Origin of the sequence: Rhizobium mesoamericanum STM3625 (assembly GCF_000312665.1) — a bacterium.
Lineage (GTDB): Bacteria > Pseudomonadota > Alphaproteobacteria > Rhizobiales > Rhizobiaceae > Rhizobium > Rhizobium mesoamericanum.
Genome location: NZ_HF536773.1, coordinates 1140930 through 1163872, shown reverse-complemented (window position 1 = coordinate 1163872; position 22943 = coordinate 1140930). Strand labels below are relative to the sequence as shown.

The window sequence follows — 22943 nt, the reverse complement described above, 5'->3', positions numbered from 1 at the left end:
AGTGATGGCACTTGGCGAACAGACGACGCAAAACAGCCGACAAGAGCCGTCGGCTTGGATGCGCCGTGGCGCCTGCCCGACGCTGCTGGAGCCGATGCAAACCGGTGACGGCCTGCTCGCGCGGCTCAGGCCCCCTGGCGGCATTCTTTCCATTCAGCAATTTACCCGGTTGGCCGAGGCCGCGCAAAGGCACGGAAACGGGATAGTCGAGATCACGGCGCGCGGCAGCCTGCAAATCCGTGGACTTCGGACAGAGACCGTCCAGCCGCTTGCGGCAGATCTCGACGCCGCCGGTATCTCGGTTCCCCCCGGCCCTATCATCGAACTCTCCCCGCTTTATGGCATCGCGCCGGACGAGATCGGAAATCCAGCCGAGATAGAAGCGCTGCTGCGCGACAAACTTGCCGCGGCTTTTCTTTCGCCCTTGCTGGCGCCGAAACTATCAATCCTGATCGACGGCGGTGGCACCTATGGTCTTGCCGCCGTCACCGGCGACATCCGTGTGACCGCAGTTTCCGCTGGTATCTGGCGGGTCGCCATCAGCGGCGACGAACAAACTGCCCTGCCCCTGCTGACGGGAAGTCCCGATGCTGCCGTTCAAGCGGTTGGAGATCTTCTTCACCTGCTGATGTCCTGTGGCCGCCACAAACGGTGTCGCGATATCGAACGCGGGGCTCTGCTGGCCGCCTTCCCCTTTATGGAGGGAGTGCTCGCCAGAGCGCCTGAACGCAAGGATCCCGAGGCCGGCACTCTCGCCCTTCCTGACGGTTCCTCAGTCCTCGGTCTAAGTCCGCGCTTCGGCCAGATCCACGCCGGCGAGCTTATTTCATTTCTTGGATCAGCCGGGGTGCTTGGCGCAACGCAAGTCAGGCCAGGTCCTGGGCGCATATTCTTTTTGACGGGACTCGACTGTCGGTCAGCCGAAACTCTTGCGGAAATGGCGTCCAAGTATGGTCTGTCCGTCAACCGCTCCGATCCTGAGATGAGCATTGCTGCTTGCGCCGGGGCCGGTGCCTGCGCTTCAGGCCGCTTCCAGACCAAGGCTCGCGCCGAGAAGTTGGCCGCAATTGCTGTTGAACTACTGGACGGCTCGATGGTTGTTCACGTCTCCGGTTGCGCCAAGGGTTGTGCCCATCCGAGGTCAGCTCTTTCCATTGTCGGCGCGGACGATGGCTACAATCTCATGCTGGACGGCGTCGCGTCGGATATTGCCGATGCACAGATTGCTGGCGGTGACATCGATTCCGCTATAGAGAAGCTCGCTCGCCTCGTCAAAGACGAGAGACAAGCTGGCGAATCGGCTGCCGCCTGCCTTAGGCGGATTGGCAAGTACGACGCCATAAAGGCGCTGCGACAGGGATAGGAATGCCTGACTACGACTATATTCACAGCGGGGACGCAATTTACGAGCGATCCTTCGCGATCATTCGCAGCGAAGCTGATCTTTCACGGTTTTCCGTCGAGGAAGCCGATATTGCCGTGCGCATGATTCACGCATGCGGGCTTGTTGAAGCGGCAGGGCATTTCGTGTTCTCGCCGGGCTTCGTCAGCGCCGCGCGCGCTGCCCTGCACGACGGGGCTCCGATCTTTTGTGACGCGGAAATGGTCGCTCATGGCGTTACCCGTACGCGCTTGCCGGCCCACAATGACGTGCTCTGTACGCTCCACGATCCGCGTACTGCGGAGCTTGCGAAGCAGAGCGGCAATACCCGCTCGGCAGCCGCACTTCACCTTTGGCTGGAGCGGATCGCAGGCAGCGTCGTCGCCATCGGCAATGCGCCGACAGCCCTCTTCCATCTTTTGGAACTGCTTCGGGACGGCGCGCCGAAACCGGCAGCGATCATTGGCATGCCGGTCGGTTTCGTTGGCGCAGCCGAATCGAAGGATGCTTTAGCGGAGAACTCCTATGGCGTACCGTTTGCGATCGTGCGTGGCCGCCTCGGCGGCAGTGCCATGACGGCGGCCGCCCTGAACGCTTTGGCGAGACCTGGTCTATGACGAGTTCTGGCCGTCTTATTGGTGTCGGTACGGGTCCCGGTGACCCGGAACTCCTGACCGTCAAGGCCGTCAAGGCAATCGAGGCGGCACATGTCGTTGCCTACTTCGCCAAGCAGGGCAGGGGCGGCAACGGCAAGGCGATCGTCGAGCATCTGCTGAGCGCAGAAAAGATCCTGCTGCCGCTCTATTATCCGGTGACGATCGAAATCGAAAAAAACGAAGAGGCCTATCGAAACCAGATTACCGCCTTTTACGATCGATCAGCGGCTGCCGTGGCCAAGCACTTGGAAGACGGTCGCACCGTCGCGGTACTGAGCGAGGGCGATCCACTATTCTACGGTTCCTACATGCATCTGCATGTACGCCTGGCGAACCGCTTTCCGACCGAAGTCATTCCAGGGATCAGCGCCATGTCCGGGTGCTGGTCGCTTGCCGGCATTCCGATTGTCCAGGGAGATGACGTCCTCTCCGTGCTGCCAGGGACAATGGCGGAGGCCGAACTGCAGCGCCGACTATCGGACACGCAGGCCGCCGTGATCATGAAAGTGGGGCGCAACCTTGCGAAAATCCGCCGGGCGCTAGAGGCATCAGGTCGCCTTGCCGAGGCCGTCTACGTTGAGCGGGGCACAATGGCCAATGCGGTGATGACGAAACTTGCCGACCGACCCGATGGCGACGCGCCCTACTTCTCGCTGGTGCTTGTGCCCGGCTGGGAGGCCCGCCGATGACCGGCAAGCTCTTCGTGATCGGAACGGGCCCGGGCAATCCCGAGCAGATGACGCCAGAAGCTCACGCCGCCGTCTCACAGGCAACGGAGTTCTATGGATACGGACCCTATCTCGACCGGCTGAACCTTCGCTCCGATCAGCGACGGCATGCATCCGACAACCGGGAGGAGCTGGATCGTGCGGCCGCTGCGCTGCGTGCCGCAGCGACCGGTGCGACCGTGTGCGTCGTTTCCGGCGGTGACCCGGGTGTCTTTGCAATGGCGGCAGCCGTCTGCGAGGCCATCGATAGCGGTGCTGAAGAATGGCGCACCGTCGATCTGGTCGTGCTACCGGGGATTACCGCCATGCTTGCGGTTGCCGCCCGCATTGGCGCGCCACTTGGCCACGATTTTTGCGCCATCTCGCTTTCCGACAATCTAAAGCCTTGGAATTTAATAGAAAATAGGCTTTCCTTGGCGGCCAAGGCGGGCTTCGTTATCGCGCTCTACAACCCGATCAGCAAAGCACGCCCCTGGCAATTGGGCAAGGCGTTCGAATTGCTTCTCTCAGAGTTGCCTGCAACAACACCAGTGATTTTCGGCAGGGCTGCAGGACGCCCCGATGAGTGCATCACGCTCCAGCGGCTGGGTGAGGCCGACGCTGCGAGCGCGGATATGGCAACCTGCGTCATCATCGGTTCGCCCGAGACGAAGGTTGTTGCGAGAAACGGCAAATCGGACCTCGTCTACACCCCGCGGTTCATTGCAGGAGGAAACAGGTGATCGATCGCGGCCAGCATTTCTTCAACAGTGGCGACCGTCTGCATGGCGGCGGCTGGCCCGCGCGCGACCATGATCACCTCGATACCGAGCCGGCGGGCCGCCTCGATCTTCGCATAAGTCGCCGAACCGCCGCTGTTCTTGGTCACCACGGCGTCGATGCGATGATTGCGAAGCAGCGAAACTTCGCGTTCCACATCGTAAGGGCCGCGATCCAAGACGAACTGAACATCGGGAAGGACGAGGGGCGGCTCGACCGGATCGACGCTTCGCACGAGGTAGAAGTGCTGGGGCGCGACCTCGGCGCGATGCGCTTCTTGGCGACCGATCGCCAGCAAGACCCGGCGAGGCGAGGGGCCAAGCTTCTCAATCGCTTCTGTGACGGTCCAAGCATTCGTCCAACGATCGCCCGGTACAGCCACCCATTCGCGGCGGCGCAACGCGAATGCGGGAACGCCGATCGCCGCTACGGCCTCACTGGCGTTTGCGGAGATGCGCATGGCAAAGGGATGCGTTGCGTCGATCAACAGGTCGAAGCGACCATCAAGCAGAAAAGCAGCCAGTCCGTCGGCGCCACCAAAACCGCCGATGCGAAACGGAACCGGTTGATCGGACGGTTTTTCCGTTCTACCAGCAAGCGAGAGCAAGACCTCGTACCGGCCGGTGTCAGCGAGCGCTTGGGCAAGAGCGCGTGCTTCACCAGTGCCACCCAGCATCAGGATGCGGATTTTACCCATGTCTGATATGCCTTCCGCTCTTAGCCAACGCTGGCTGACTATTATCGGCATCGGCGAGGACGGTCCAGCCGGGCTGGGTGATGAGGCAAAGCGGCTGATCGCTGCCGCGCCTGCGGTTTTCGGCGGTCGGCGGCATCTTGAGCTCGCGGCAGCGATCATCAGCGGCGAAAGGCGTGCCTGGGAAAGCCCGTTCGACAGGTCAATTGAGGCGGTCGTCGCGCGCCGTGGTTCACCGACCGTCGTCCTCGGTTCGGGCGACCCCTTTTTTTACGGCGTTGGCGCGACGCTGTCCCGACACATCAGCGCCGATGAAATGCATGTCATCCCGGCGCCATCCTCTTTCAGCCTGGCGGCTTCGCGGCTCGGTTGGCCACTGCAGGAGGTGACCACTGTTTCGCTGCACGGTCGCCCGTTGGATCTCATCCGGCCACACCTGCATCACGGCCGGCGGATCATCGCACTGACGTCGGACGGCGAGACGCCACGCCATCTCGCAGAACTCCTCTGCCTCTCCGGCTTCGGCCAATCCAAATTGCACGTTCTTGAAGCGCTGGGCGGGGCGCGCGAGCGGCAGCGCCATGCTCGTGCCGATCGCTTTGACCTTGCTGCAATCGATCCGCTGAACGTCTTTGCCGTCGAGGTCGTGGCGGGGGAGGGGGCACGAACGATCGCGCTCACGCCCGGGCTGGACGACGCGCTTTTCGAGCATGACGGCCAGATCACCAAACAGGAAATCCGCGCGATCACGCTTGCCGCATTGGCCCCGCGCCATGGCGAACTGCTCTGGGACATTGGCGCCGGCTCCGGCTCGATCGGCATCGAATGGATGCTGACCGACCCGTCGCTGCGGGCGATCGCGATCGAGCAATCAAGCGAGCGGGCCGCACGCATCGCCCGAAATGCCCTTGCCTTCGGCGTCCCCGGGCTGGCGATCGTGGAAGGAACTGCCCCCGAGGCGCTTTTGAACCTGGCTGAGCCCGACGCGATCTTCGTCGGCGGTGGCGGCAGCGAGGCAGGGGTGCTCGAGCGAGCACTGCAGGCGCTGAAGAGGGGAGGGCGCATCGTTGCCAATGCCGTGACGCTTGAGATGGATGCAATGCTGCTTTCGATGCATGAGAAGAACGGTGGGACGCTGACACGTATGGAAATCGCACGTGCAGCGCCCCTCGGCGGCATGAATGGCTGGCGCCCTGCCATGCCCGTCACGCAGTGGCGCTATATAAAGAAGTGAGACAAAGCAGATGACGACTGTGCATTTCATCGGTGCCGGACCAGGTGCTGCGGACCTTATCACGGTGCGCGGCCGTGACCTCATCACCAAATGCCCAGTCTGTCTCTATGCCGGTTCGATCGTCTCTCCGGAGCTATTGCAATACTGCCCGTCCGGCGCACGCATCATCGACACTGCGCCGATGTCACTCGACGAGATCGAGGCCGAATACCTTCGCGCCGCCGCCGTCGGTGAGGATGTCGCGCGGTTGCATTCAGGTGACCTTTCCGTTTGGAGTGCGGTTGCCGAGCAGATCCGTCGGCTCGAAAAACATGGCATCGGCTATACGATGACCCCCGGCGTGCCAGCTTTTGCGGCGGCAGCCGCCAGCCTTGGCAGGGAACTGACGATTCCGGCCGTAGCCCAAAGTCTGGTGCTGACGCGCGTTTCTGGTCGAGCATCGCCAATGCCGAACGAAGAGACTTTACAGACGTTCGGCGCGACGGGTTCGACCTTGGCCATCCACCTTGCCATTCATGCGTTGGGACAAGTGGTTTCAGAGCTGACGCCGCTCTACGGTAGCGATTGCCCGGTCGCGATCGTCGCCAAGGCGTCCTGGCCAGATGAGCGGATCGTTTGGGGGACGCTTGGCGACATCGAGGCGAAGCTGACCGCACAGCCCATCGAGCGTACGGCGATCATCTTCGTCGGCCCATCGCTTGCGGCCAGCGACTTTCGCGAGAGCTCGCTCTATGACGCGGGCTATCAGCGCCGCTTTCGCGGCCGAGAATAGGCGGGATCGGTTCGGCTCAGACCGACGCCGAGAGGTAACCCATACTTGCCCTTAACGCGCTTGCCGGATCCTTCAGATCGTGCACTTCGGCTGCGAAGGGCTCGAACGAAAATCGTCCCGCATAGCCTGCTTCCACGAGTGCTCGTACCTGTCCGGCATTGTCCAGGCGATCATCGGCCGTTACCAGGACGCGGTGCGGGTCGCGCATATCCGCGACAGAAACAGCGGGATCGTTGACACCCGAGATATGAACCAGCCCTGTCATGTCGGGAAACAGTTGTCCCTCGCCGGCAAGATGATGATGAAACGTGTCATGAACGAGCTTGAAGGTCGATCGGGCCGACAGGGCATCGATTGCCGTGGCTGCCTCTCTTTTGGAACGGAGAGAGCAAATCTCAAAGCCAAGTGGCTCCACAAGGCCTATAATTCCGGCCGTATCAAGCATCGGTTTCAGTGCGGCCAACGATTGGCGCAGATTGTCCTGACGCTCGCCATCGGCTCGACCGGTGCCATCGTTTTTCGGTACGAGAACAAGCGCCTGTGCGCCGCATGCCTTCGCATATTCGATCAGCGTCAGCGCCTCGTCGGCGCGGCGCGCATTCCACTCGTTGAAGCGCTGCAGCGCGTTGATGGAAAGTATCGTCATCCCGTGATGCCGCGCCGCCTTTGCGACGGCCCCCGGCGACGTTCCATCGATGATCGCATTTCCCGCGAGGTCGTTGCGAATTTCGACCGCGTCGATGCCGAGCGAACCGGCCAAGGCAAACAGGTCTTGGATCGGAAGCGACGGTGCTGCCATATGATTGAGCGCAAAGCGAAGCGATGGCATTTGGGGTCTCCTTGCCCGAGAAGCGTAACGTGTCCATCCGACTCTCTAGCCGAATTAAACCGGCGATCCATCTGGGTCGCGGATGGCGATGCTCTCATTCGTGAGAGAAAATAGAACATCCATGAGAGAAACCTCTCACGGGGCAACAGGCGACGATATTATCGAAATAGTGCTGTTTGATCCTCGAAGATAACGCAAATAAAAATGACAACCGATCGGCCGGATTCACTCCTTTGTTTGAAATCTAGCACAGGTTTTCGACTGCAATCGCCGATAATAAATATGAGGGAATGCGATCTGTCGTCGTATTTTAATCGTATAGATGAAGAAGCGATAACATCTTTCAGGAATTTTATTCCTTCGTATGTCAATACTACCTTGGGTCAAATATATTTTCAGCAGTACCATGAAACCAAATTCTACTATTTGGCGATGAGCGGTACAATTTTATGTACTCACCTTTCTTCTGTTAACTGTCAGAAATATTTTTGTATTGCTTATTAGAGATCGTGTATGTAGTTTGTTAATAAAGTAGAAACCAAGCGTTAAGTGACATTGGCATTTGACACAGACATGAATTCTACTTTGTTAGCGTACTAAAGGGGAAACACCACAGCGTTTAGGAGACCGTCGCAAAGTATTGCGTTTACTTCCTGCGAACCATCTCCAGCACTAAAGGGGTATGAGGCTAGTATGAATTACGTACCTTCGGAATTTGAGAATGGACGAATCGCATTGAACAGGCTCCGGCCTGCAACGACACTGTCCAAGGCAGGAGCGGATATCGAGTATTCTGACGGGGCACACAACGACGATCAGTGCCTGCTGATTGTCGACGCCAGGACACTTGAACGCGAATGCCTTGCGACAACATTGAGGGCGAACGGTCTTGGCATGGCCGCGCTTGCCGTTGGGTCGCTTGCGGAATGGCGGCGAAAAAAGGACAGCTGCCAGTCTGTTGGCGCGGTTCTTCTCAACATCGCCGGCGGGAAGGCTAACGACGCCGCGCTTTCCGAAGAAATCGCGAATATCACGTCTGAAGTCGCGCCTGCTCCAGTCGTTGTTCTAGGCGATGGCGACGATCTCAGCCAAACGTTAAAGGTACTCGAATGCGGCGCTCGCGGGTTCATTCCGACCTCTGTCGGAATCGAGGTTTGCGTCGAAGCGATTGCCCTGGCCGTTGCAGGCGGCATCTTTATTGTTGCGGGCAACACTTTTTCGCCGGCTGCAGCAGCTAGTGTCGAGCGGAGCCAGCAACAGCAGCGACCAAAAGAACTGACGCGTATCTTTACGCTGAGGCAAGCCGAGGTCGTGCAGGCGCTTCGCAAGGGCAAGGCGAACAAGATCATCGCCTATGAGCTCAATCTGCGCGAGAGCACCGTCAAGGTTCACATCCGGAACATTATGAAGAAGCTGAAGGCGACGAACCGGACGGAAGTTGCCTACAAGCTCAACGACATGTTCCAAGGCGATGCAAGATGGAGTACGCACGCCGAGTGACTCTTTTCCGGCTCGCACTGCGAACGAACTTCAACATTTCCGCAGATGGCGCGCGGTAAATTCGCTGAGCGCCATCTACTCTAAGCGGCCATCTCTCCTTCACAGCGAAATGACCCGGCATTCGTGGTGGCGGATGTCACTCGGGCACGGCCTCTTCCTTGCCAGATAAGGAGCTCACCTGTGGCTTATGGCGCCGCCCCAGGATCTGCCTGAACCCTTTGGCTGAAAAAGGCTGTACAAGCTGGGCCAGAAAGCCTTCGGCAATCCGTCCGCTGATGCCGATGTCTGCCGGCGGCCTGCGCGGCGGATTGAAGTAAGTGCCAAATATCTGATCCCACACCACGAGATTCTCGCCGTAGTTGGTGTTTCCCTCGGCAAGCACCTTCGAATGATGCCATCGGTGCAGACGCGGGGTGCTGAAAACCCAGTCGAGTGGGCCTGTCCTCACATCCATGTTGCAGTGGGTGAGAAGACCAATAAAGGCTGTTACTGCGCTAATCCAAAGAAAGACCGGCAGGGAGGCCCCAAGGAGATAAAGCGGAATCTGGCTGAGTGCGATCTTGAAAAGCGAATCGACGACGTGAAAGCGGCCGGTGTTGACGACCCAAAGACGCTCGACGCTGTGATGAAGAGCATGAAATCGCCACAGCGAAAGGAATTCGTGGGCCGCGCGGTGGGCAACGTAGAGGCCGAACTCGGCGATGACCAAACCCAGCACCACTTGAAGAACGAGCGGCCAGTGATCAGGCCACGTCGCCGCTGCCGACGCGAAAGCTGGCTGCGCGACGGTCGCTATCGCCATTGGTGCAGACGCACCGATGGCCGCCGCAATCTGCACACCCCCCTTGGTTAGAAGCGTGTGTGCGATGTCGTTGAGAGTTTCGCCATCGTGCTTTAGCCATTCCCGCTCATAGGGCATCAGCCGTTCAAAGACTGCAATCGCTATCACGATTGTCAGATAAACGACATTGAACCACAGCAGCGGCGCGTCTGTGCGGAAGGCAAAGCCAGCCCCGGCCAATCCCGCCGCGAAGAGTGCCGGCCATAGCGCCCATGACGTCGCAATGTGAAGCACCGACTTTCTCTCATTCATTGTGCGCACCCTGACCTCGCCTCAGACGGCTCATGATACATAGCAGTTGCAACTGCAAGGCAAGGCTCAGGGCGACAATTAGTGCCATATGGTCATACGTGTAAAGGAATGCAGGCGCGTATGCCGACAGGCGGGACGCCCTTGTGGCAGAGCAATGGCCACTTTGCAATATTGATACCTTACGTAGGCCCCGGCGTTGCGGCCCCCGAGGACTTTACAGACCAAACCGAAACTCTACGCCCCTAGCTCACGCTAAATTCAATGCGATGATCCGCGTCTGCCCATTGGCGGCGAGTACGAGAATTACCACGGAGTGGCGACCTTCGGTCTTCAGTTCCTCCACACGCCGGACAAAGTCCCCCGGAGAGTCGACCGCTTCGTTGTGTACTTCCAAAATCACGGTCCCGGGTCGGATCCCGTGCCGGCCGGCCTGGGAGCTGGGATCCACCGCTGCGACCACCACCCCTCTGGCATCGCGAGGCAGTTGGAGCTGGTTTCGCAACTCTGGCGTAATGCTGGAAACTTGCATGCCAAGGGCAGATACGGCAGTTGTCCCTGGTGCCGGTGCTTCCCTGCGTGTCAATGTAACGGTCAGTTCGGTACTGCGACCATCGCGCGCCACGGTCACAGGCACGGTTGTGCCAACAGGCGCTTCGGCGACGATGCGCTGCAATTGACGTGCATCGTGTATTTCTTGGCCATTGAGTTTGACGATCACGTCGCCCGCGCGAATGCCGGCGGGAACAGCCGGCCCGCGTGGATCGACGCCTGAAACCAGGACTCCGCGGGGTGGGTTCAGTCTCAACGCCTCGGCAATTTCGCTGGTCAGATCCTGGAGATATACGCCGAGCCAGCCGCGTCGGGTTTCTCCAAACTCACGAAGCTGGGCGATGATCGGCTGTGCCGTGTTGGCTGGCACCGCGAAATTCAGACCGATACTGCCGCCAGATGGGGTAAGGCCCAGCGTGTTGATCCCGATCACATCGCCGGCCATATTGAACAATGGTCCACCAGAATTGCCACGATTGATTGCTGCATCTGTCTGAATGAAGTTGTCAAAGGGACTCGTTCTGATGTCTCGGTTCTTGGCGGAGACGATTCCGGCGGTCACCGTGCCGCCGAGACCGGACGGATTGCCAATCGCCATGACCGGCTCCCCGACACGTATTTGGTCGGAATCGGCGAACTTCACGACAGGCAATGGGGTCGTCGGCTGGACCCGCAGGACGGCAACGTCGATGTACCTGTCCTCGCCCAGCAATTCGGCGGGCATCCGTGTTCCATCGTTGAGGATGACATAAATCTCCTCAGCACCCCTGATCACGTGCTCGTTGGTGACAATGATACCTGAAGCGTCGATCACGAAACCCGAACCAAGAGAACGTTGCGGACGCGGCTGCTCTCCCTCCGGAGGCTGACTTTGAGCGTCGGAGTTCGGGTCAACCACGGCGTTTCTGCTCGTCTGGATGTTGACGACGGCATCGATAACTTTGGCTGCGAGATCAGAAAGATCCCTGACTTGGGCCGTGCTGGGGGAAGCAAGCATCAGAAAAACAACAAGGCCGACAGCGACAGAACGCGCGAAAGCGCGCGGTGTGGCGCTGCGTGCGACAGTCAAAGTCGCGGATCCGGCATAACAGGTATCCATTGTCTGTCACTCCGTGTTCTAGATATTTCGGGCCAGATGTTGGCAGAACTTCGGAAATGTGTGGCTCCCGCCCTTAGAGTTCGCGGGCAATCCAATCAGCAATGTTGCGGAACAGCATAATTCAATTATAGCGCGTTCTCTTTGAATATACCAGTTGGGAAGGTTTCAGGGGGAGGGCGGGATCGACCTCGACCGGTCGCGCAACTCAGACGTTTCCCAGGCACCTTCATTTTTGATCAGCGCCTCCGATCATCTCTGAGGCGCCGGCCCGCGCAAGCCGGCCCGGAGAGAATCCGAGCCACTGCTTTGGGTTGCGACCATACTTTTAGCCAGATTTTGCCGCAATTAATACATTCTCAAGTCACATTCTGCAAAGCAGGGGGGAACGGAAATGGCGACCTGGCGTCCGGACAGCTCATTTTATCCATCTCCACGAATGGCAGCAAAAGCGGCGAGGGAAACCTTGGCCTATGTGGCTGCCTTCGATCCCGAGCGCCGAAAGCCGGACGCGATAGCCGTGGTGGACGTCGATCCAGCATCGGCCACTTATTCACGGATCGTCGGGCAGGTCGACATGCCCAATGTCGGCGACGAACTCCATCATTTCGGATGGAACGCTTGTTCGTCCTGCCTTTGCCCTAATGCGTCGCATCCGCACGTCGAGCGCCGGTATCTCGTCGTGCCGGGACTGAGATCGTCGCGGCTGCACATCATCGACACGAAGCCGGACCCGCGATCGCCGAAAATTGTTCGGGTGATCGAGCCTGCCGAGATTGCCGAGAAGGCGAACTATTCCCGCCTGCACACCGTCCATTGCGGGCCGGAAGGAATCTATGTAAACGCGCTCGGCGATGCCAACGGCAGAGCGCCAGGCGGCGTCTTCCTGCTGGACCACGACGGCTTCAATGTGCTTGGGCAGTGGGAAATCGATCGCGGCCCGCAGAAGCTCGCCTATGATTTCTGGTGGCACCTCGGGCACGACACCATGATCACCAGCGAATGGGGCACGCCCGACACCTTCGAGAATGGCCTCGTGCCGGAGGTGCTGTTAGGCTCGAAATATGGCCACAAGCTGCACTTCTGGGACCTGCTGAAGCGCAAGCACCTGCAGGAGATCGATTTGGGCGAGGAGCATCAGCTGGTGTTCGAGCTCCGCCCTGCGCACGATCCGACGAAAGCTCATGGCTTTGTCGGCTGCGTCATCAGCCTCAAGGACCTCTCGGCCTCGATCTGGACGTGGTATCGCGAGGGCAATCACTGGGCAGCGAAGAAGATCATAGAGATACCGGCAGAGCCGGCCGATCCTGACTATCTGCCACCGGTGCTGAAGGGCTTCAAGGCGGTGCCGCCGCTGGTGACGGATATCGATCTGTCAATGGACGACCGGTTCCTCTATGTTTCCTGCTGGGGCACCGGCGACATGATCCAGTACGATGTGTCCGATCCGCTGTCGCCGAAGGAAACCGGTCGGGTGCGGATCGGCGGCATAGTCTCTCGCGCCACACATCCGAAGGCCTCGAACGGGGCCCTGAATGGGGGGCCGCAAATGGTGGAGATCAGCCGCGACGGCAAGCGGGTCTATTTTACCAATTCGCTCTATGGTGCGATCGACCCACAATTTTATCCGGAAGGCATCGACGGGTGGATGGTCAAGCTCGATGTCGGGGAGAATGGCGGGATCTCGTTCGACAAGGATTTCTTCGTCGATTGGCCCAAAGGCCATCGTCCGCATCAGGTTCGGCTCGAGGGTGGTGACTGTTCCTCCGATTCCTATTGCTACCCGTGAGAGGTGCGCGGCTGCCGAGGAACCATAGGCGATGACGGCTCTTTTGCCTTGGCTAACAGTTGCCGGCCTCGGCGCATTCCACGGAATCAACCCGGCAATGGGCTGGCTCTTTGCCGTTGCACTCGGCCTGCATCGGCGGAGCCGGCGCGTCCTCTGGCTGTCGCTGCTGCCGATCGCGATCGGTCACGCGGCGGCGGTTGCGGCGATGCTCGTCCTTATTGTGACGCTCGGCCTCGTCCTGGACTTCGCGATGCTGAAGGTCGTCGGCGGCCTGCTTATCCTCGGGCTGGCGGCTCAGCATGCGATCTACGGTCACCGGCATCGCGTGAATATCGGCATGCAGACGGGCGTGACCGGCCTCGGCATCTGGTCCTTCATGATGGCGACGAGCCATGGGGCAGGAGCGATGCTCGTGCCGGCAGTGCTTGCTCTCTGTGTCGCCGATGGCGGCACACCGTTTCCGGCCGGCACCTCGATTTCTGTGTCACTCGGGGCAGTTGCGTTGCATACAGGCGCAATGCTCGCGGTCACGGGCATCATTGCAGCCGTTGTCTTCGAGTGGCTGGATCTCTCGCTCCTGCGCACGATGTGGATAAACTTCGACGTTCTATGGACCATGGCGCTGGTCATCACCGGCTTTATCCTGTTGCTTGCCTGACGGCCGTGCCTGTGTGCTGCAATGGCTTGGCTGCCATCAGGCCAACGGGGAATGCCATGCCCGGATATCTATGGATCCGTCCGATTCGCCCGGAGCTCATCTTGACGCGCATAGCCCCGGTGCTACCTTGTGGTTGTGCAGACCCGCACGGGTGAGATCTCTGAATCTGTACGGCTCCCGGAGCGGGCGCCGCCTTTCGACCACAGCAATTCAAATGGCATTCCCAGTTTTGGATGGAGGCTCAAGCATGGGACTCTTTGGCATATTGCTAGGTCTGGCGTTGTTGATGTGGCTGGCCTACCGTGGGTGGAGCATATTGATAATGGCTCCGTTGGCTGCACTCGTGGCGGCTGCGATCTCGGGTGAACCGCTTCTGGCCCACTGGACGCAGACTTTCATGAGCGGCGCCGCCCGCTTTGTCGCGCAATGGTTCCCCATGTTCCTGCTTGGCGGCCTGTTCGGCAAGCTCATGGACGACAGCGGCTCGATCAAGTCGATCGCACGGTTCCTGACCGAGCGGCTCGGAACACACCGCACGTTGCTCGCGGTGGTGCTCGCCTCAGCAGTCGTCACATATGGTGGCGTAAGCGTCTTTGTGGCCTTCTTTGTGCTGGTGCCGATGGCGGACGAGATGTTCCGTGCCGCCAATATTCCACGCCGGTTGATGCCGGCGACCATCGGTCTTGGTGCGTTCACGTTCACGATGTCGGTGATGCCTGGGACGCCTTCGGTCAACAACGCCATTCCGATGCCCTATTTCGGTACCACGACCTTCGCCGCCCCTGGTCTCGGCATCATCGCTTCCATCATTATCTTTGCTTTCGGCATGTGGTGGCTCGCCAGAGCCGAAGCGGCCGCGCGCAGGGCCGGCGAGGGCTACGTCGCTAGCGCGGAGCTTGATAGCACCGTCGATGACAGGACTCGCGAGCAAGCGGCAGCTACCGGCGGGTTCGATCCGGCCGAGATTGATCACGGCAAGCGAAGTGCAGACGAGCCACCTTTCATTCTCGCCCTACTGCCTCTGATCGTCGTTATCGCGGTCAATTTCCTGATGGCTCTGTTCGTGCTCCCACGCCTCGACTTTTCATTTCTGGCTGAACAGAGATGGGGAGGCGTTACGATCGGGGCGGTGGCTGGGGTATGGGCTGTCGTGCTGGCGCTTGCGGCCGCCATTCTGACCGTCATAATCGTCAATTACCGGCGACTGCCATCTCTTCGAGAAACGCTTGATGCCGGCGCCAATTCCTCTGCCGTGCCTATCCTGATGATCGCAAGCCTCGTGGGATTTGGCGCTGTGGTTGGAGCACTTCCTGCATTCGCTACCGTTCGCGACGCTGTGTTGGATGTTCCAGGAGGGCCCCTGGTTTCCATCATCGTGTCCATGAACGTCCTGGCCGGGCTTACCGGCACCGCCTCGGGTGGTATGGCGATCGCCCTCAATGCACTGGGCTCGGACTTCATGCGTCTTTCCACCGAGTATGGCATCGCCCCTGAATTGATGCATCGCCTGACGACGATCAGCGCTGGCACACTGGACGCCCTTCCGCACAACGGCACCGTGCTGCTGTTGCTGCAAATCAGCAAACTCACTCACGGCGAAAGTTACCTGGACATGGTGATGACGGTGATCGTGAGTGTGATCATCTCCCTTGCTGTGGTCGTCGTGCTTGCATCGATGTTCGGCTCATTTTGATAAGGGCAAAGCGGCTTGTGAGTGGTCGTTCTTCGGATCGACGCCTCTTCGGCATTGGCGACGCCGAAGATTAAGGCGGCACCTGGTTGTGCGGCGCCTGGAAGCAGGGGGAGCAAGTTATCAAGACTGAAACAAGCGACTGTATTGAGTTTCATGCCACGCGCTTGCCATGGCCATTGCGACGGAAAGATTGCCAATCTCGGGGTCCTTCAGCGTGGCGGCCCGAGCGGTGCATCGCTGAACGACGGGAACCGCCTCGACAAGGATGCGTTGACCCGATACGTGTCCGAGCGGGATCAGGCGAATAGCGGCCGCAACCTGTGCTTCAACAACAGTCCACATCAGCCCCGTCAATGCTGCGAGTGGCGCGATTTTCCAGTGATGGGCGGCAATTGCAAAACTCGCTGGATAAGTTAGTCCTGCGCGGGCTTGGCTGTGCGCTGCCGGCACATCGAGTTCCTTGAGCAAGGAAATTAACGCCGCCCCCATGCGCTGATCCTCAAGCTGCATCTCGCGGCTTTCACGGCTCGCGGCGAGCCAAGCGTTGGCATAGGCAAAACCCTCATGCTCATCGGCGTAGAGCGCCTGGATCATGCGCCAGAACAGGGCGCCATCCACCGCGGTGAATACGTTCTCAAGGCAGCCGAGGATCCAATCTCTCGCTGCCGCTTCGCTGCGCACCCATCCGGCATGAACCGCCGCTTCGAGGCCGCGCGAAAAAGAGAAGGCACCGATCGGGAGGCTTGGGCTGACAAGCCGCAATAAATGCAGCGGGATAGCGTCTTGCCTATCCTCTTGCTGTTTGCGAGAGACAGGCTCCGCCGTCCGCTTCACTGAATTTGAAGCGGTGTGCACCCCTCCTGATGGACGGTTCGCCAAGCGGTCAACGTTCATACTGTCCCACAATCTTGTCGGCGGTCGGAACCTGTTTGGTTAACTAGGCCAGAAGCTCTCCTCACGACAGATCACGCTGTAGGCTGTCGTAGTTCTTCAGCCGGTACACGATCGCTGATATGAACCAGCTCGCGACAAAGATCCCGATTGCAGCAAATCCGAAGTTTCTAAGATTGTCGTTGAAGCCTCCGACGACATCCCATAGTCCGCCCTGCAGCCCAAGCTTCTCGCCGATCAGTCCCAGTGCTTGAAGCCCACCTATGAAGAGTGCCACCAAGACTGACGCACCGGTTATAGTAAGATTGTACCAGATTTTCCGGATCGGATTTCCGAATGCCCATCCATAAGCACCGGTCATGAGAATGCTGTCGACTGTATCCATAAGCGACATGGCGGCGGTAAAGAGTGCCGGAAAGAGGAGGATCGTCCAGAGGGACATTCCCTGCATGGCCTGGGTGGCCGAAATACCAAGCAGTCCGATTTCGGTTGCGGTGTCGAATCCCAACCCGAACAAGAGTCCGATCGGGTATATATGCCATGACTCTGAAACCATCTCGAACGTTCGTCGGAACATCCGCGCAAGAAGTCCGCCGCCGGCGAGAAAAGCGTCAAGTTCCGCATCAATGATCTTTTCGCCACGTCGGGCTCGCAAAAATGCCACCCATATACCTCTGAAAATAATGAGGTTTGCGATGCCTATGACCAGCAGGAACAGGGCTGACACCGTGGTCCCGATGACACCTCCGATTTTGTGGAGATCATCCAGTCGGCTCTGCATCGCCGAAGAGGTGGCGGCAAGCGCAACCGAAGCCAGAACGACAACGGACGCGTGCCCGAGGGAGAAGAAGAATCCGACGGTAAGGGGCCTCTTCCCCTTGTACATCAATTTTCGCACGACATTGTCGATCGCGGCAATGTGATCGGCATCAAATGCATGCCGCAGGCCAAGCATATAGGCGATGAGAGCCGTTCCCAGCAGTACGGAATGATCGGCAAACGCGACCCAGGTCCAAACCCAAACAGCGACGTTTGCTGCGATAAGAAACAGCAAAATAAACAAGGCCTTGGCCTTGACCTGGGAGGGCCGATCGTCAAATGGATTGGCTATCATGGACCGCCCTCGTTGGTCGCCGCCGCTCTCGGAGGCTTGTTAAGTAGGAACTTCAGCGACGTAAAATTCTGTTCCGGATGCCGCGAAACACCCCTGGTTAAGCCATGGTTACCTTCGAATCGCGTGTTCCTCCGGCCGCCAAGAAGCGTCTGCGGTTGTCCTCCGGCGTCGTCGCCTCCGCTGGGGGAATCGGCGTCAGCGAACTGAAGCCGTAAGCGCCTATCAGCATCAGCCAGGTCACGATGACGAAGGTCGATGTCAGCACCGGCATGCCGATTGGTTCCAGGAAGATCGCGACGGACGCCCATAACCAGGTCGTCACGACCACCCCGAAGAGCGTATAGATCAATCCCCGCCAGGTCAGGACAAGAAAGACACCGCCAAGCGCCATGGCGGTGAGCGCGGCGTTATACCCGTACAGGCCATCCCTGATCGCGCCCTCCGGGGCGCCGAAGATGACTGCCACGAGCGCCGCCAGCGTGGCGCCAATAAGCGCCATTCCAGCGCCTATTCGCGAATGGACGGCAATGCCGATAATGATGAAATAGCCGCTGATCCAGTTGTCCTGAAAGAAGATCTGCCCGATCGCGTTGCCAATGCCCATGTACCAGGTCGGCAGCACATAAGCGACGCCCTCCACATACTGGTCCGGAGAAACGGGTTTGGCGAGCGGGCCTGCCTCGATGTTGTCGAATTTCAGCACTGCGAACAGGAAGAGCCATCCGACCAGCACGAAGGGCATTGTGAGAGCTGCCACCTTGTACGGACCGAGGAGGGTGGAGAGCGAGGAAAATACGATCGTCGTCATTGCCGCTGCGAAGACGATATAGACCGCGAGGTAGAGTGACGGCACCGCGCCAGTACGGAAATTCTCGCTGGTGAAAGCGACGAGGGCGAGGCCAACCAGCGCACCGTTGAACCCGAACAACCCGTCTCGGATCAATCCACTGTCGGCGCGCAGCGCGATTGCGGTTGCCGTGCCGACCACGACACCGAGTATGCAGATTGATCCATATATCCAAGAATTGAAGAACAGGGCAGCGAGGATGATCAATCCGGACAATGGATTGTTCTGAAAGACGACCTGGCCGATACCGCGCAGAGACCAGTCGACGAAGCCGAATAGTGGATGGTCCTGGAAGTAGTTCTGGTTCACGACAGGTTCTCCTGCGACACAGTCGAGGTTCATCCATTTCGAAACAGTAGCGCGGCCTGCGGGCCGCGCTGCATCAAAACAGGAAAATCAGAATAGGAAATAGCGTTGCGCCATCGGCAGCACGTCCGCTGGCTCACAGGTGATGATTTGGCCGTCCACGCGAACCTGATAGTTCTGGGGGTCCACCTCAATCTTTGGCGCAAGCCAGTTGTGGATCATGTCCTTCTTGCGGATCGTGCGTGTGCCCTTCACTGCCACGAGACCCTTGTTGAGTTTAAGTTGGTCGCCGATGCCTGCATCGAGCGCTGCTTTCGACACGAAGGTCACACCGGTCGAAGCGCGCGCACGGCCAAGGACGCCGTACATTTGGCGGAAATGCACAGGCTGCGGCGTGGAAATCGAGGCGTTTGGATCACCCATTGGCGCAATGGCGATCATACCTCCGATGAGCACCAGCGATGGCTTGACGCCGAAGGTGGCCGGCTTCCACAAGACTAGGTCGGCTCGTTTTCCAACTTCGATCGAGCCGATTTCGTGGGCGAAGCCATGTGTGATGGCTGGGTTGATCGTGTACTTGGCGACATATCGTTTGGCCCGGAAGTTGTCATTGCGTTCATTGTCCTCAGGAAGCGATCCGCGCTGCACCTTCATCTTGTGGGCAGTTTGCCAGCACCGCAGCGTCGTCTCGCCGATGCGGCCCATAGCCTGAGAATCGGATGACATCATCGAAAACGCACCGATATCGTGCAGAATGTCTTCGGCGGCAATCGTCTCCTTGCGGATGCGCGATTCGGCGAAGGCAACATCCTCGGGAATCTGGGGGCTCAGATGGTGACAAACCATCAACATATCGAGGTGTTCGTCGATCGTGTTGATCGTGTATGGTCGCGTCGGATTGGTGGAGGAAGGGAGTATGTTCTCCTCGCCGGCAGCCGTGATGATGTCCGGAGCGTGACCGCCGCCGGCGCCCTCCGTATGGAAGGAGTGGATCGCACGACCTTTCAGTGCGGCGAAGGAATCCTTGACAAAGCCGCTCTCGTTCAAGGTGTCGGTGTGAATGGCGACCTGGATGTCCTCCTCATCGGCGACCGTCAGGCAATTGTCGATTGCTGCCGGGGTGGTGCCCCAATCCTCGTGCAGCTTCAAACCGATGGCGCCCGCGCGTATCTGTTCGCGCAGGGGTTCGGGCAGGCTGGCATTTCCCTTGCCGAGAAGTCCGACATTGATCGGTAGATCCTCGACCGCCTCCAACATCCGATGAATGTTCCATGGTCCTGGCGTAACAGTGGTCGCAAGCGTTCCAACGGAAGGGCCGGTACCGCCGCCCACAAGCGTCGTCGTGCCGCTCGCGAGCGCTTCTTCTGCCTGCTGCGGCGCGATGAAATGGATGTGGGTGTCAACTCCTCCCGCAGTCAGGATCTTGCCTTCGCCGGCAACGACGTCCGTGCCCGGCCCGACAACGATGCTGACCCCTGGCTGGATGTCGGGATTGCCGGCCTTTCCGATCCCGGAGATTCGTCCAGCCTTGATGCCAACGTCCGCTTTGACAATGCCCCAATGGTCGAGGATCACCACATTGGTGATGACGAGATCGGCAACCTCGGCTGCAAGCCGTTGGCTTTGACCCATGCCGTCACGGATAACTTTGCCGCCACCAAAGGTGACCTCTTCACCGTAGACGGTGTGATCTTTCTCGACTTCGATGACGAGATCGGTATCGGCGAGCCGAATCCTGTCGCCATTGGTCGGACCGTATAGGGAGGCATAATTCTCTCGCGTGATCGTGCCCATGTTAGCTTCCTAGCTTGCCCATGATCTTGGCGTTGAAGCCGTAAATCTTCCGGTCGCCTGCGAGCGCCACCAGTTCGACGGGGCGCGCCTGACCTGGCTCGAAACGGACCGCTGTCCCCGCCGGAATGTTGAGGCGGAAGCCCTTGGCGCTTTCACGGTCGAATTGCAGCGCCGTGTTCGTCTCATAGAAGTGGTAGTGGGAACCGACCTGTATCGGTCGATCGCCGGAATTGGCCACGTCGATCGTACGAACCTCTCTGCCCGCATTAAGGTCGAGTGTTCCGTCCTCGATAAAAAGCTCGCCCGGTATCATGATGCGCCCTCTTCACGGAATGGGGTTGTGGACGGTGACCAGCTTCGTGCCGTCCGGAAAGGTTGCTTCGACCTGGATGTCGTGGATCATTTCCGGAACGCCCTCCATGACTTCGCCACGTTCCAGAAGCGTGGCCCCGTAGGACATCAGATCGGCGACGGTCCTGCCTTCGCGGGCGCCCTCGAGTATCGCGGCGGATATATAGGCGATGGCTTCCGGATAGTTGAGTTTGAGACCTCGCGCCTTGCGGCGTTCCGCCAGCAGCCCCGCCGTGAAAATAACAAGCTTGTCTTTTTCCCGTGGTAAAAGTTCCATCGCCTTTTCCTCGCCTACGTTGCCCAGATCCGCGGTGGACTTGCCGGCTTGCCCTGACATGCCGTTCGCAGAACGTCCCACGCCCGGGCAAAAAGGGTCCTTGCCTGCGAGATCCTCGGCCCGAGATAACGACAGACCACCACCTTCTCGAGTTGGCTCACGGAAAACACGTCTCCGGCATGCCCCTCCAAGGCATCCCGCACCCGATCGGCGGCATTTTCCACTGTCTGCCCTACATAGATCATCGTGCCAAAGATCGGCTGGTCTGCCAGCGCGTAACGTGATCGAGACAAGGGTGAGCCGCCGGAGAGACCAAGGCGCTCAAACCACACCGGCTTACCCTCACACAGGACTTCCGTGCGCAGGCTGACCCGGCCGCTCGTAAAGCGTTCCTGAGCAGCCGGACGCCCGAGGCAAACCAGGTCCCACCCCACATAGGTCGCGTCGGCGGCAAGACACACACGCGTCTCGACCATGGCGTCAGCACCATCGAACAGGATGGTTTCCTGGGGGAAGAATTCGCAAACCGCGGCCCCTCCGACATCGATTAAGATGCGCTGTTCGCTGCCGCCTTGTTGGCAACGATAGAATTTCGTAGCGCCCGGCGTTGTCAAAAGGGTCCTTGCGCCCTGTCCAAGGTGGATCTTCGTCTCAAGCTTGTCGCCTTCGGCGATGCCACCTGGAGGATGCAGCAGGTAGATATGGCAGGTGCCATCCGCTTCAGGATTGAATGGCTGTTGAACGATAAGCGGTCCAAAGTGGCGGCGTCGGATGAGCCGTGTCTTGCCGTTGCGCGACTCCAACCATAACTCCAGCTCCCCCTGCCAGCTGCTCGGCAGCGCATCAACATGCCTGGTTGCACTCGCAACCTCATCGAGCTGCTCCTCGGCAATAGGTGGCACGTGCATCACTTGGATCCCAGCTGTCTAGATAAAGGGTATCATAGGGCAGCATGGAGGCCATTGGCCGTATGTCCTATTTGTCGGCTCTCCGTCCCAATTCCCTCTCCCTCCCTTCTTGGATGACGCAATCTGGGCTATGGAATGAGGGACAACGGATGGACACACCGAATGGTCATCGGCGTGATCAAGTGCTCAAGCCAATGCGAAAAGGGCCAGGAACCGCTGTTGGTGCTCTCGCCCGGCGACTGCGATAGCCCGGTATTCATTTGCTGACACAGAAACTCAATGGTTCAGTTTGTGAAGAGGCCATGTACATGTCATCGAAAAATGGACCCCTTCGGGTCGGAATAGGCGGTCCGGTTGGTTCAGGAAAGACGATGCTTGCAGCCCAGCTCTGCAAGTCGATGCGCCATGAATACTCCATCGCCGTTGTCACCAACGACATCTATACGAAGGAGGACGCCTTGATCCTGGCGCGGCAGCAAGCGCTGCCCGAGGACCGAATTCTTGGGGTCGAAACGGGAGGCTGCCCCCATACTGCCATTCGTGAAGATGCCTCGATCAACTTGCAGGCCATTGCCGAGATGAACAGCAGAATTCCCGATCTCGACATCGTCTTCATCGAGTCCGGAGGCGATAACCTCGCAGCGACCTTTTCGCCTGATCTTGCCGACTTGACCCTCTATGTCATCTCTGTGTGCCAGGGTGAAGAAATTCCGCGCAAGGGCGGACCGGGGATCACCAAGTCAGATCTCCTGATCATCAACAAGACTGATTTGGCTTCGTATGTGAACGTTGATCTCGAGGTGATGCGTGGCGATACAGAGCGCATGCGCGGGGCAAAACCATTCGTATTTACGGATCTTTCGCGCGGCAAGGGGGTCGCGGACATCATCCGCTTTGTCATAGACAACGGTGGTTTGTCGTCGGTTCGCGAATGAGAGCCTTAAAAAGATTCTCGGTTCGGTTGCAGCCGGAAAAAAGCGAGGTTCACCCAATTTCGAATTGGTTCCTCGCTCCATCCGCAATC

The 22943-nt window shown here is 59.0% G+C and carries 22 protein-coding genes; 11 read left to right on the top strand and 11 right to left on the bottom strand.

Annotation, left to right across the window (positions count from 1 at the left end):
* The first annotated feature begins 4 nt into the window (after positions 1-4).
* From cobG to BN77_RS25650, 4 genes are read left to right on the top strand one after another with little or no spacing between them, the layout of a single operon-like run.
* Positions 5-1363, top strand: coding sequence for a precorrin-3B synthase (cobG, locus tag BN77_RS25665; protein ID WP_007537653.1), 1359 nt, complete (start codon positions 5-7; stop codon positions 1361-1363).
* A 2-nt stretch (positions 1364-1365) separates the two neighbouring features.
* Positions 1366-1998: a precorrin-8X methylmutase gene (locus BN77_RS25660; RefSeq protein ID WP_007537651.1), complete on the top strand. Its 633-nt coding sequence runs from the start codon at positions 1366-1368 to the stop codon at positions 1996-1998.
* Positions 1995-2726, top strand: a complete 732-nt coding sequence (locus tag BN77_RS25655; protein WP_007537649.1) for a precorrin-2 C(20)-methyltransferase — start codon at positions 1995-1997, stop codon at positions 2724-2726. Before BN77_RS25660 ends, BN77_RS25655 begins: the two co-directional genes overlap by 4 nt.
* A complete protein-coding gene (locus tag BN77_RS25650) occupies positions 2723-3487 on the top strand; it encodes a precorrin-3B C(17)-methyltransferase (RefSeq protein WP_007537647.1) in 765 nt (254 codons plus the stop codon). The genes BN77_RS25655 and BN77_RS25650 overlap by 4 nt, the downstream gene beginning before the upstream one ends.
* Here the strand turns inward: BN77_RS25650 and BN77_RS25645 are convergent.
* Positions 3451-4221: a cobalt-precorrin-6A reductase gene (locus BN77_RS25645; protein WP_040678463.1), complete on the bottom strand. Its 771-nt coding sequence runs from the start codon at positions 4219-4221 to the stop codon at positions 3451-3453. The genes BN77_RS25650 and BN77_RS25645 overlap by 37 nt on opposite strands.
* Between BN77_RS25645 and BN77_RS25640 the strand changes: the two genes are divergently transcribed.
* Complete coding sequence (locus BN77_RS25640) at positions 4220-5452, top strand: bifunctional cobalt-precorrin-7 (C(5))-methyltransferase/cobalt-precorrin-6B (C(15))-methyltransferase (protein ID WP_007537643.1); 1233 nt, start codon at positions 4220-4222, stop codon at positions 5450-5452. The two genes, BN77_RS25645 and BN77_RS25640, sit on opposite strands and share 2 nt — an antisense overlap.
* A 10-nt stretch (positions 5453-5462) precedes the next feature.
* Positions 5463-6224, top strand: coding sequence for a precorrin-4 C(11)-methyltransferase (gene cobM, locus BN77_RS25635; RefSeq protein ID WP_007537641.1), 762 nt, complete (start codon positions 5463-5465; stop codon positions 6222-6224).
* 16 nt (positions 6225-6240) lie between these two features.
* Here the strand turns inward: cobM and BN77_RS25630 are convergent, their stop codons facing one another.
* Positions 6241-7053, bottom strand: a complete 813-nt coding sequence (locus BN77_RS25630) for a TIM barrel protein (protein ID WP_007537639.1) — start codon at positions 7051-7053, stop codon at positions 6241-6243.
* Between the two features lie 693 nt (positions 7054-7746).
* Here BN77_RS25630 and BN77_RS25625 point away from each other — a divergent pair.
* On the top strand, positions 7747-8553 hold the full coding sequence (locus BN77_RS25625; RefSeq protein WP_007537636.1) for a response regulator transcription factor: 807 nt from the start codon (positions 7747-7749) through the stop codon (positions 8551-8553).
* A gap of 136 nt (positions 8554-8689) precedes the next feature.
* On the opposite strand, the gene olsE is transcribed toward BN77_RS25625, so the two are convergent.
* Both olsE and BN77_RS25615 read right to left on the bottom strand, forming a co-directional pair.
* Complete coding sequence (gene olsE, locus BN77_RS25620) at positions 8690-9646, bottom strand: ornithine lipid hydroxylase OlsE (RefSeq protein WP_040678461.1); 957 nt, start codon at positions 9644-9646, stop codon at positions 8690-8692.
* 247 nt (positions 9647-9893) lie between these two features.
* Positions 9894-11294 carry a Do family serine endopeptidase gene (locus BN77_RS25615; RefSeq protein WP_007537629.1) on the bottom strand — a complete coding sequence of 467 codons (1401 nt, stop codon included), beginning with the start codon at positions 11292-11294 and terminating at the stop codon, positions 9894-9896.
* Between the two features lie 391 nt (positions 11295-11685).
* On the opposite strand from BN77_RS25615, the gene BN77_RS25610 reads away from it, so the two are divergent.
* From BN77_RS25610 to BN77_RS25600, 3 genes are all read left to right on the top strand, one after another.
* Positions 11686-13080, top strand: coding sequence for a selenium-binding family protein (locus BN77_RS25610; RefSeq protein ID WP_007537626.1), 1395 nt, complete (start codon positions 11686-11688; stop codon positions 13078-13080).
* Positions 13081-13111: 31 nt separating this feature from the next.
* Positions 13112-13738 carry a hypothetical protein gene (locus BN77_RS25605; protein WP_007537623.1) on the top strand — a complete coding sequence of 209 codons (627 nt, stop codon included), beginning with the start codon at positions 13112-13114 and terminating at the stop codon, positions 13736-13738.
* A 247-nt stretch (positions 13739-13985) separates the two neighbouring features.
* Positions 13986-15431, top strand: coding sequence for a GntP family permease (locus BN77_RS25600; RefSeq protein ID WP_007537621.1), 1446 nt, complete (start codon positions 13986-13988; stop codon positions 15429-15431).
* A 120-nt stretch (positions 15432-15551) separates the two neighbouring features.
* Here BN77_RS25600 and BN77_RS25595 read toward each other — a convergent pair whose 3' ends face one another.
* The 7 genes from BN77_RS25595 to BN77_RS25565 all read right to left on the bottom strand — a co-directional run bounded on the left by BN77_RS25595 (position 15552) and on the right by BN77_RS25565 (position 21919).
* The gene (locus BN77_RS25595) at positions 15552-16286 is read right to left on the bottom strand and encodes an urease accessory protein UreF (RefSeq protein ID WP_244426239.1); all 735 of its coding nucleotides are present in this window, start codon (positions 16284-16286) and stop codon (positions 15552-15554) included.
* Between the two features lie 100 nt (positions 16287-16386).
* Positions 16387-17436, bottom strand: coding sequence for a HoxN/HupN/NixA family nickel/cobalt transporter (locus BN77_RS25590; RefSeq protein ID WP_007537616.1), 1050 nt, complete (start codon positions 17434-17436; stop codon positions 16387-16389).
* A gap of 97 nt (positions 17437-17533) precedes the next feature.
* A complete protein-coding gene (locus tag BN77_RS25585) occupies positions 17534-18625 on the bottom strand; it encodes an urea transporter (RefSeq protein WP_007537614.1) in 1092 nt (363 codons plus the stop codon).
* A gap of 54 nt (positions 18626-18679) precedes the next feature.
* A complete protein-coding gene (gene ureC, locus BN77_RS25580) occupies positions 18680-20383 on the bottom strand; it encodes an urease subunit alpha (protein ID WP_007537611.1) in 1704 nt (567 codons plus the stop codon).
* Position 20384: 1 nt separating this feature from the next.
* Positions 20385-20696 (bottom strand): urease subunit beta, encoded by a 312-nt coding sequence (locus BN77_RS25575; RefSeq protein ID WP_007537609.1) that lies wholly within the window; start codon positions 20694-20696, stop codon positions 20385-20387.
* 12 nt (positions 20697-20708) lie between these two features.
* Positions 20709-21011 carry an urease subunit gamma gene (ureA, locus tag BN77_RS25570; protein WP_040678458.1) on the bottom strand — a complete coding sequence of 101 codons (303 nt, stop codon included), beginning with the start codon at positions 21009-21011 and terminating at the stop codon, positions 20709-20711.
* Between the two features lie 14 nt (positions 21012-21025).
* Complete coding sequence (locus BN77_RS25565) at positions 21026-21919, bottom strand: urease accessory protein UreD (RefSeq protein ID WP_007537606.1); 894 nt, start codon at positions 21917-21919, stop codon at positions 21026-21028.
* A 308-nt stretch (positions 21920-22227) separates the two neighbouring features.
* Between BN77_RS25565 and ureG the strand changes: the two genes are divergently transcribed.
* Complete coding sequence (ureG, locus tag BN77_RS25560) at positions 22228-22854, top strand: urease accessory protein UreG (protein ID WP_040678788.1); 627 nt, start codon at positions 22228-22230, stop codon at positions 22852-22854.
* Positions 22855-22943: the final 89 nt, after the last annotated feature.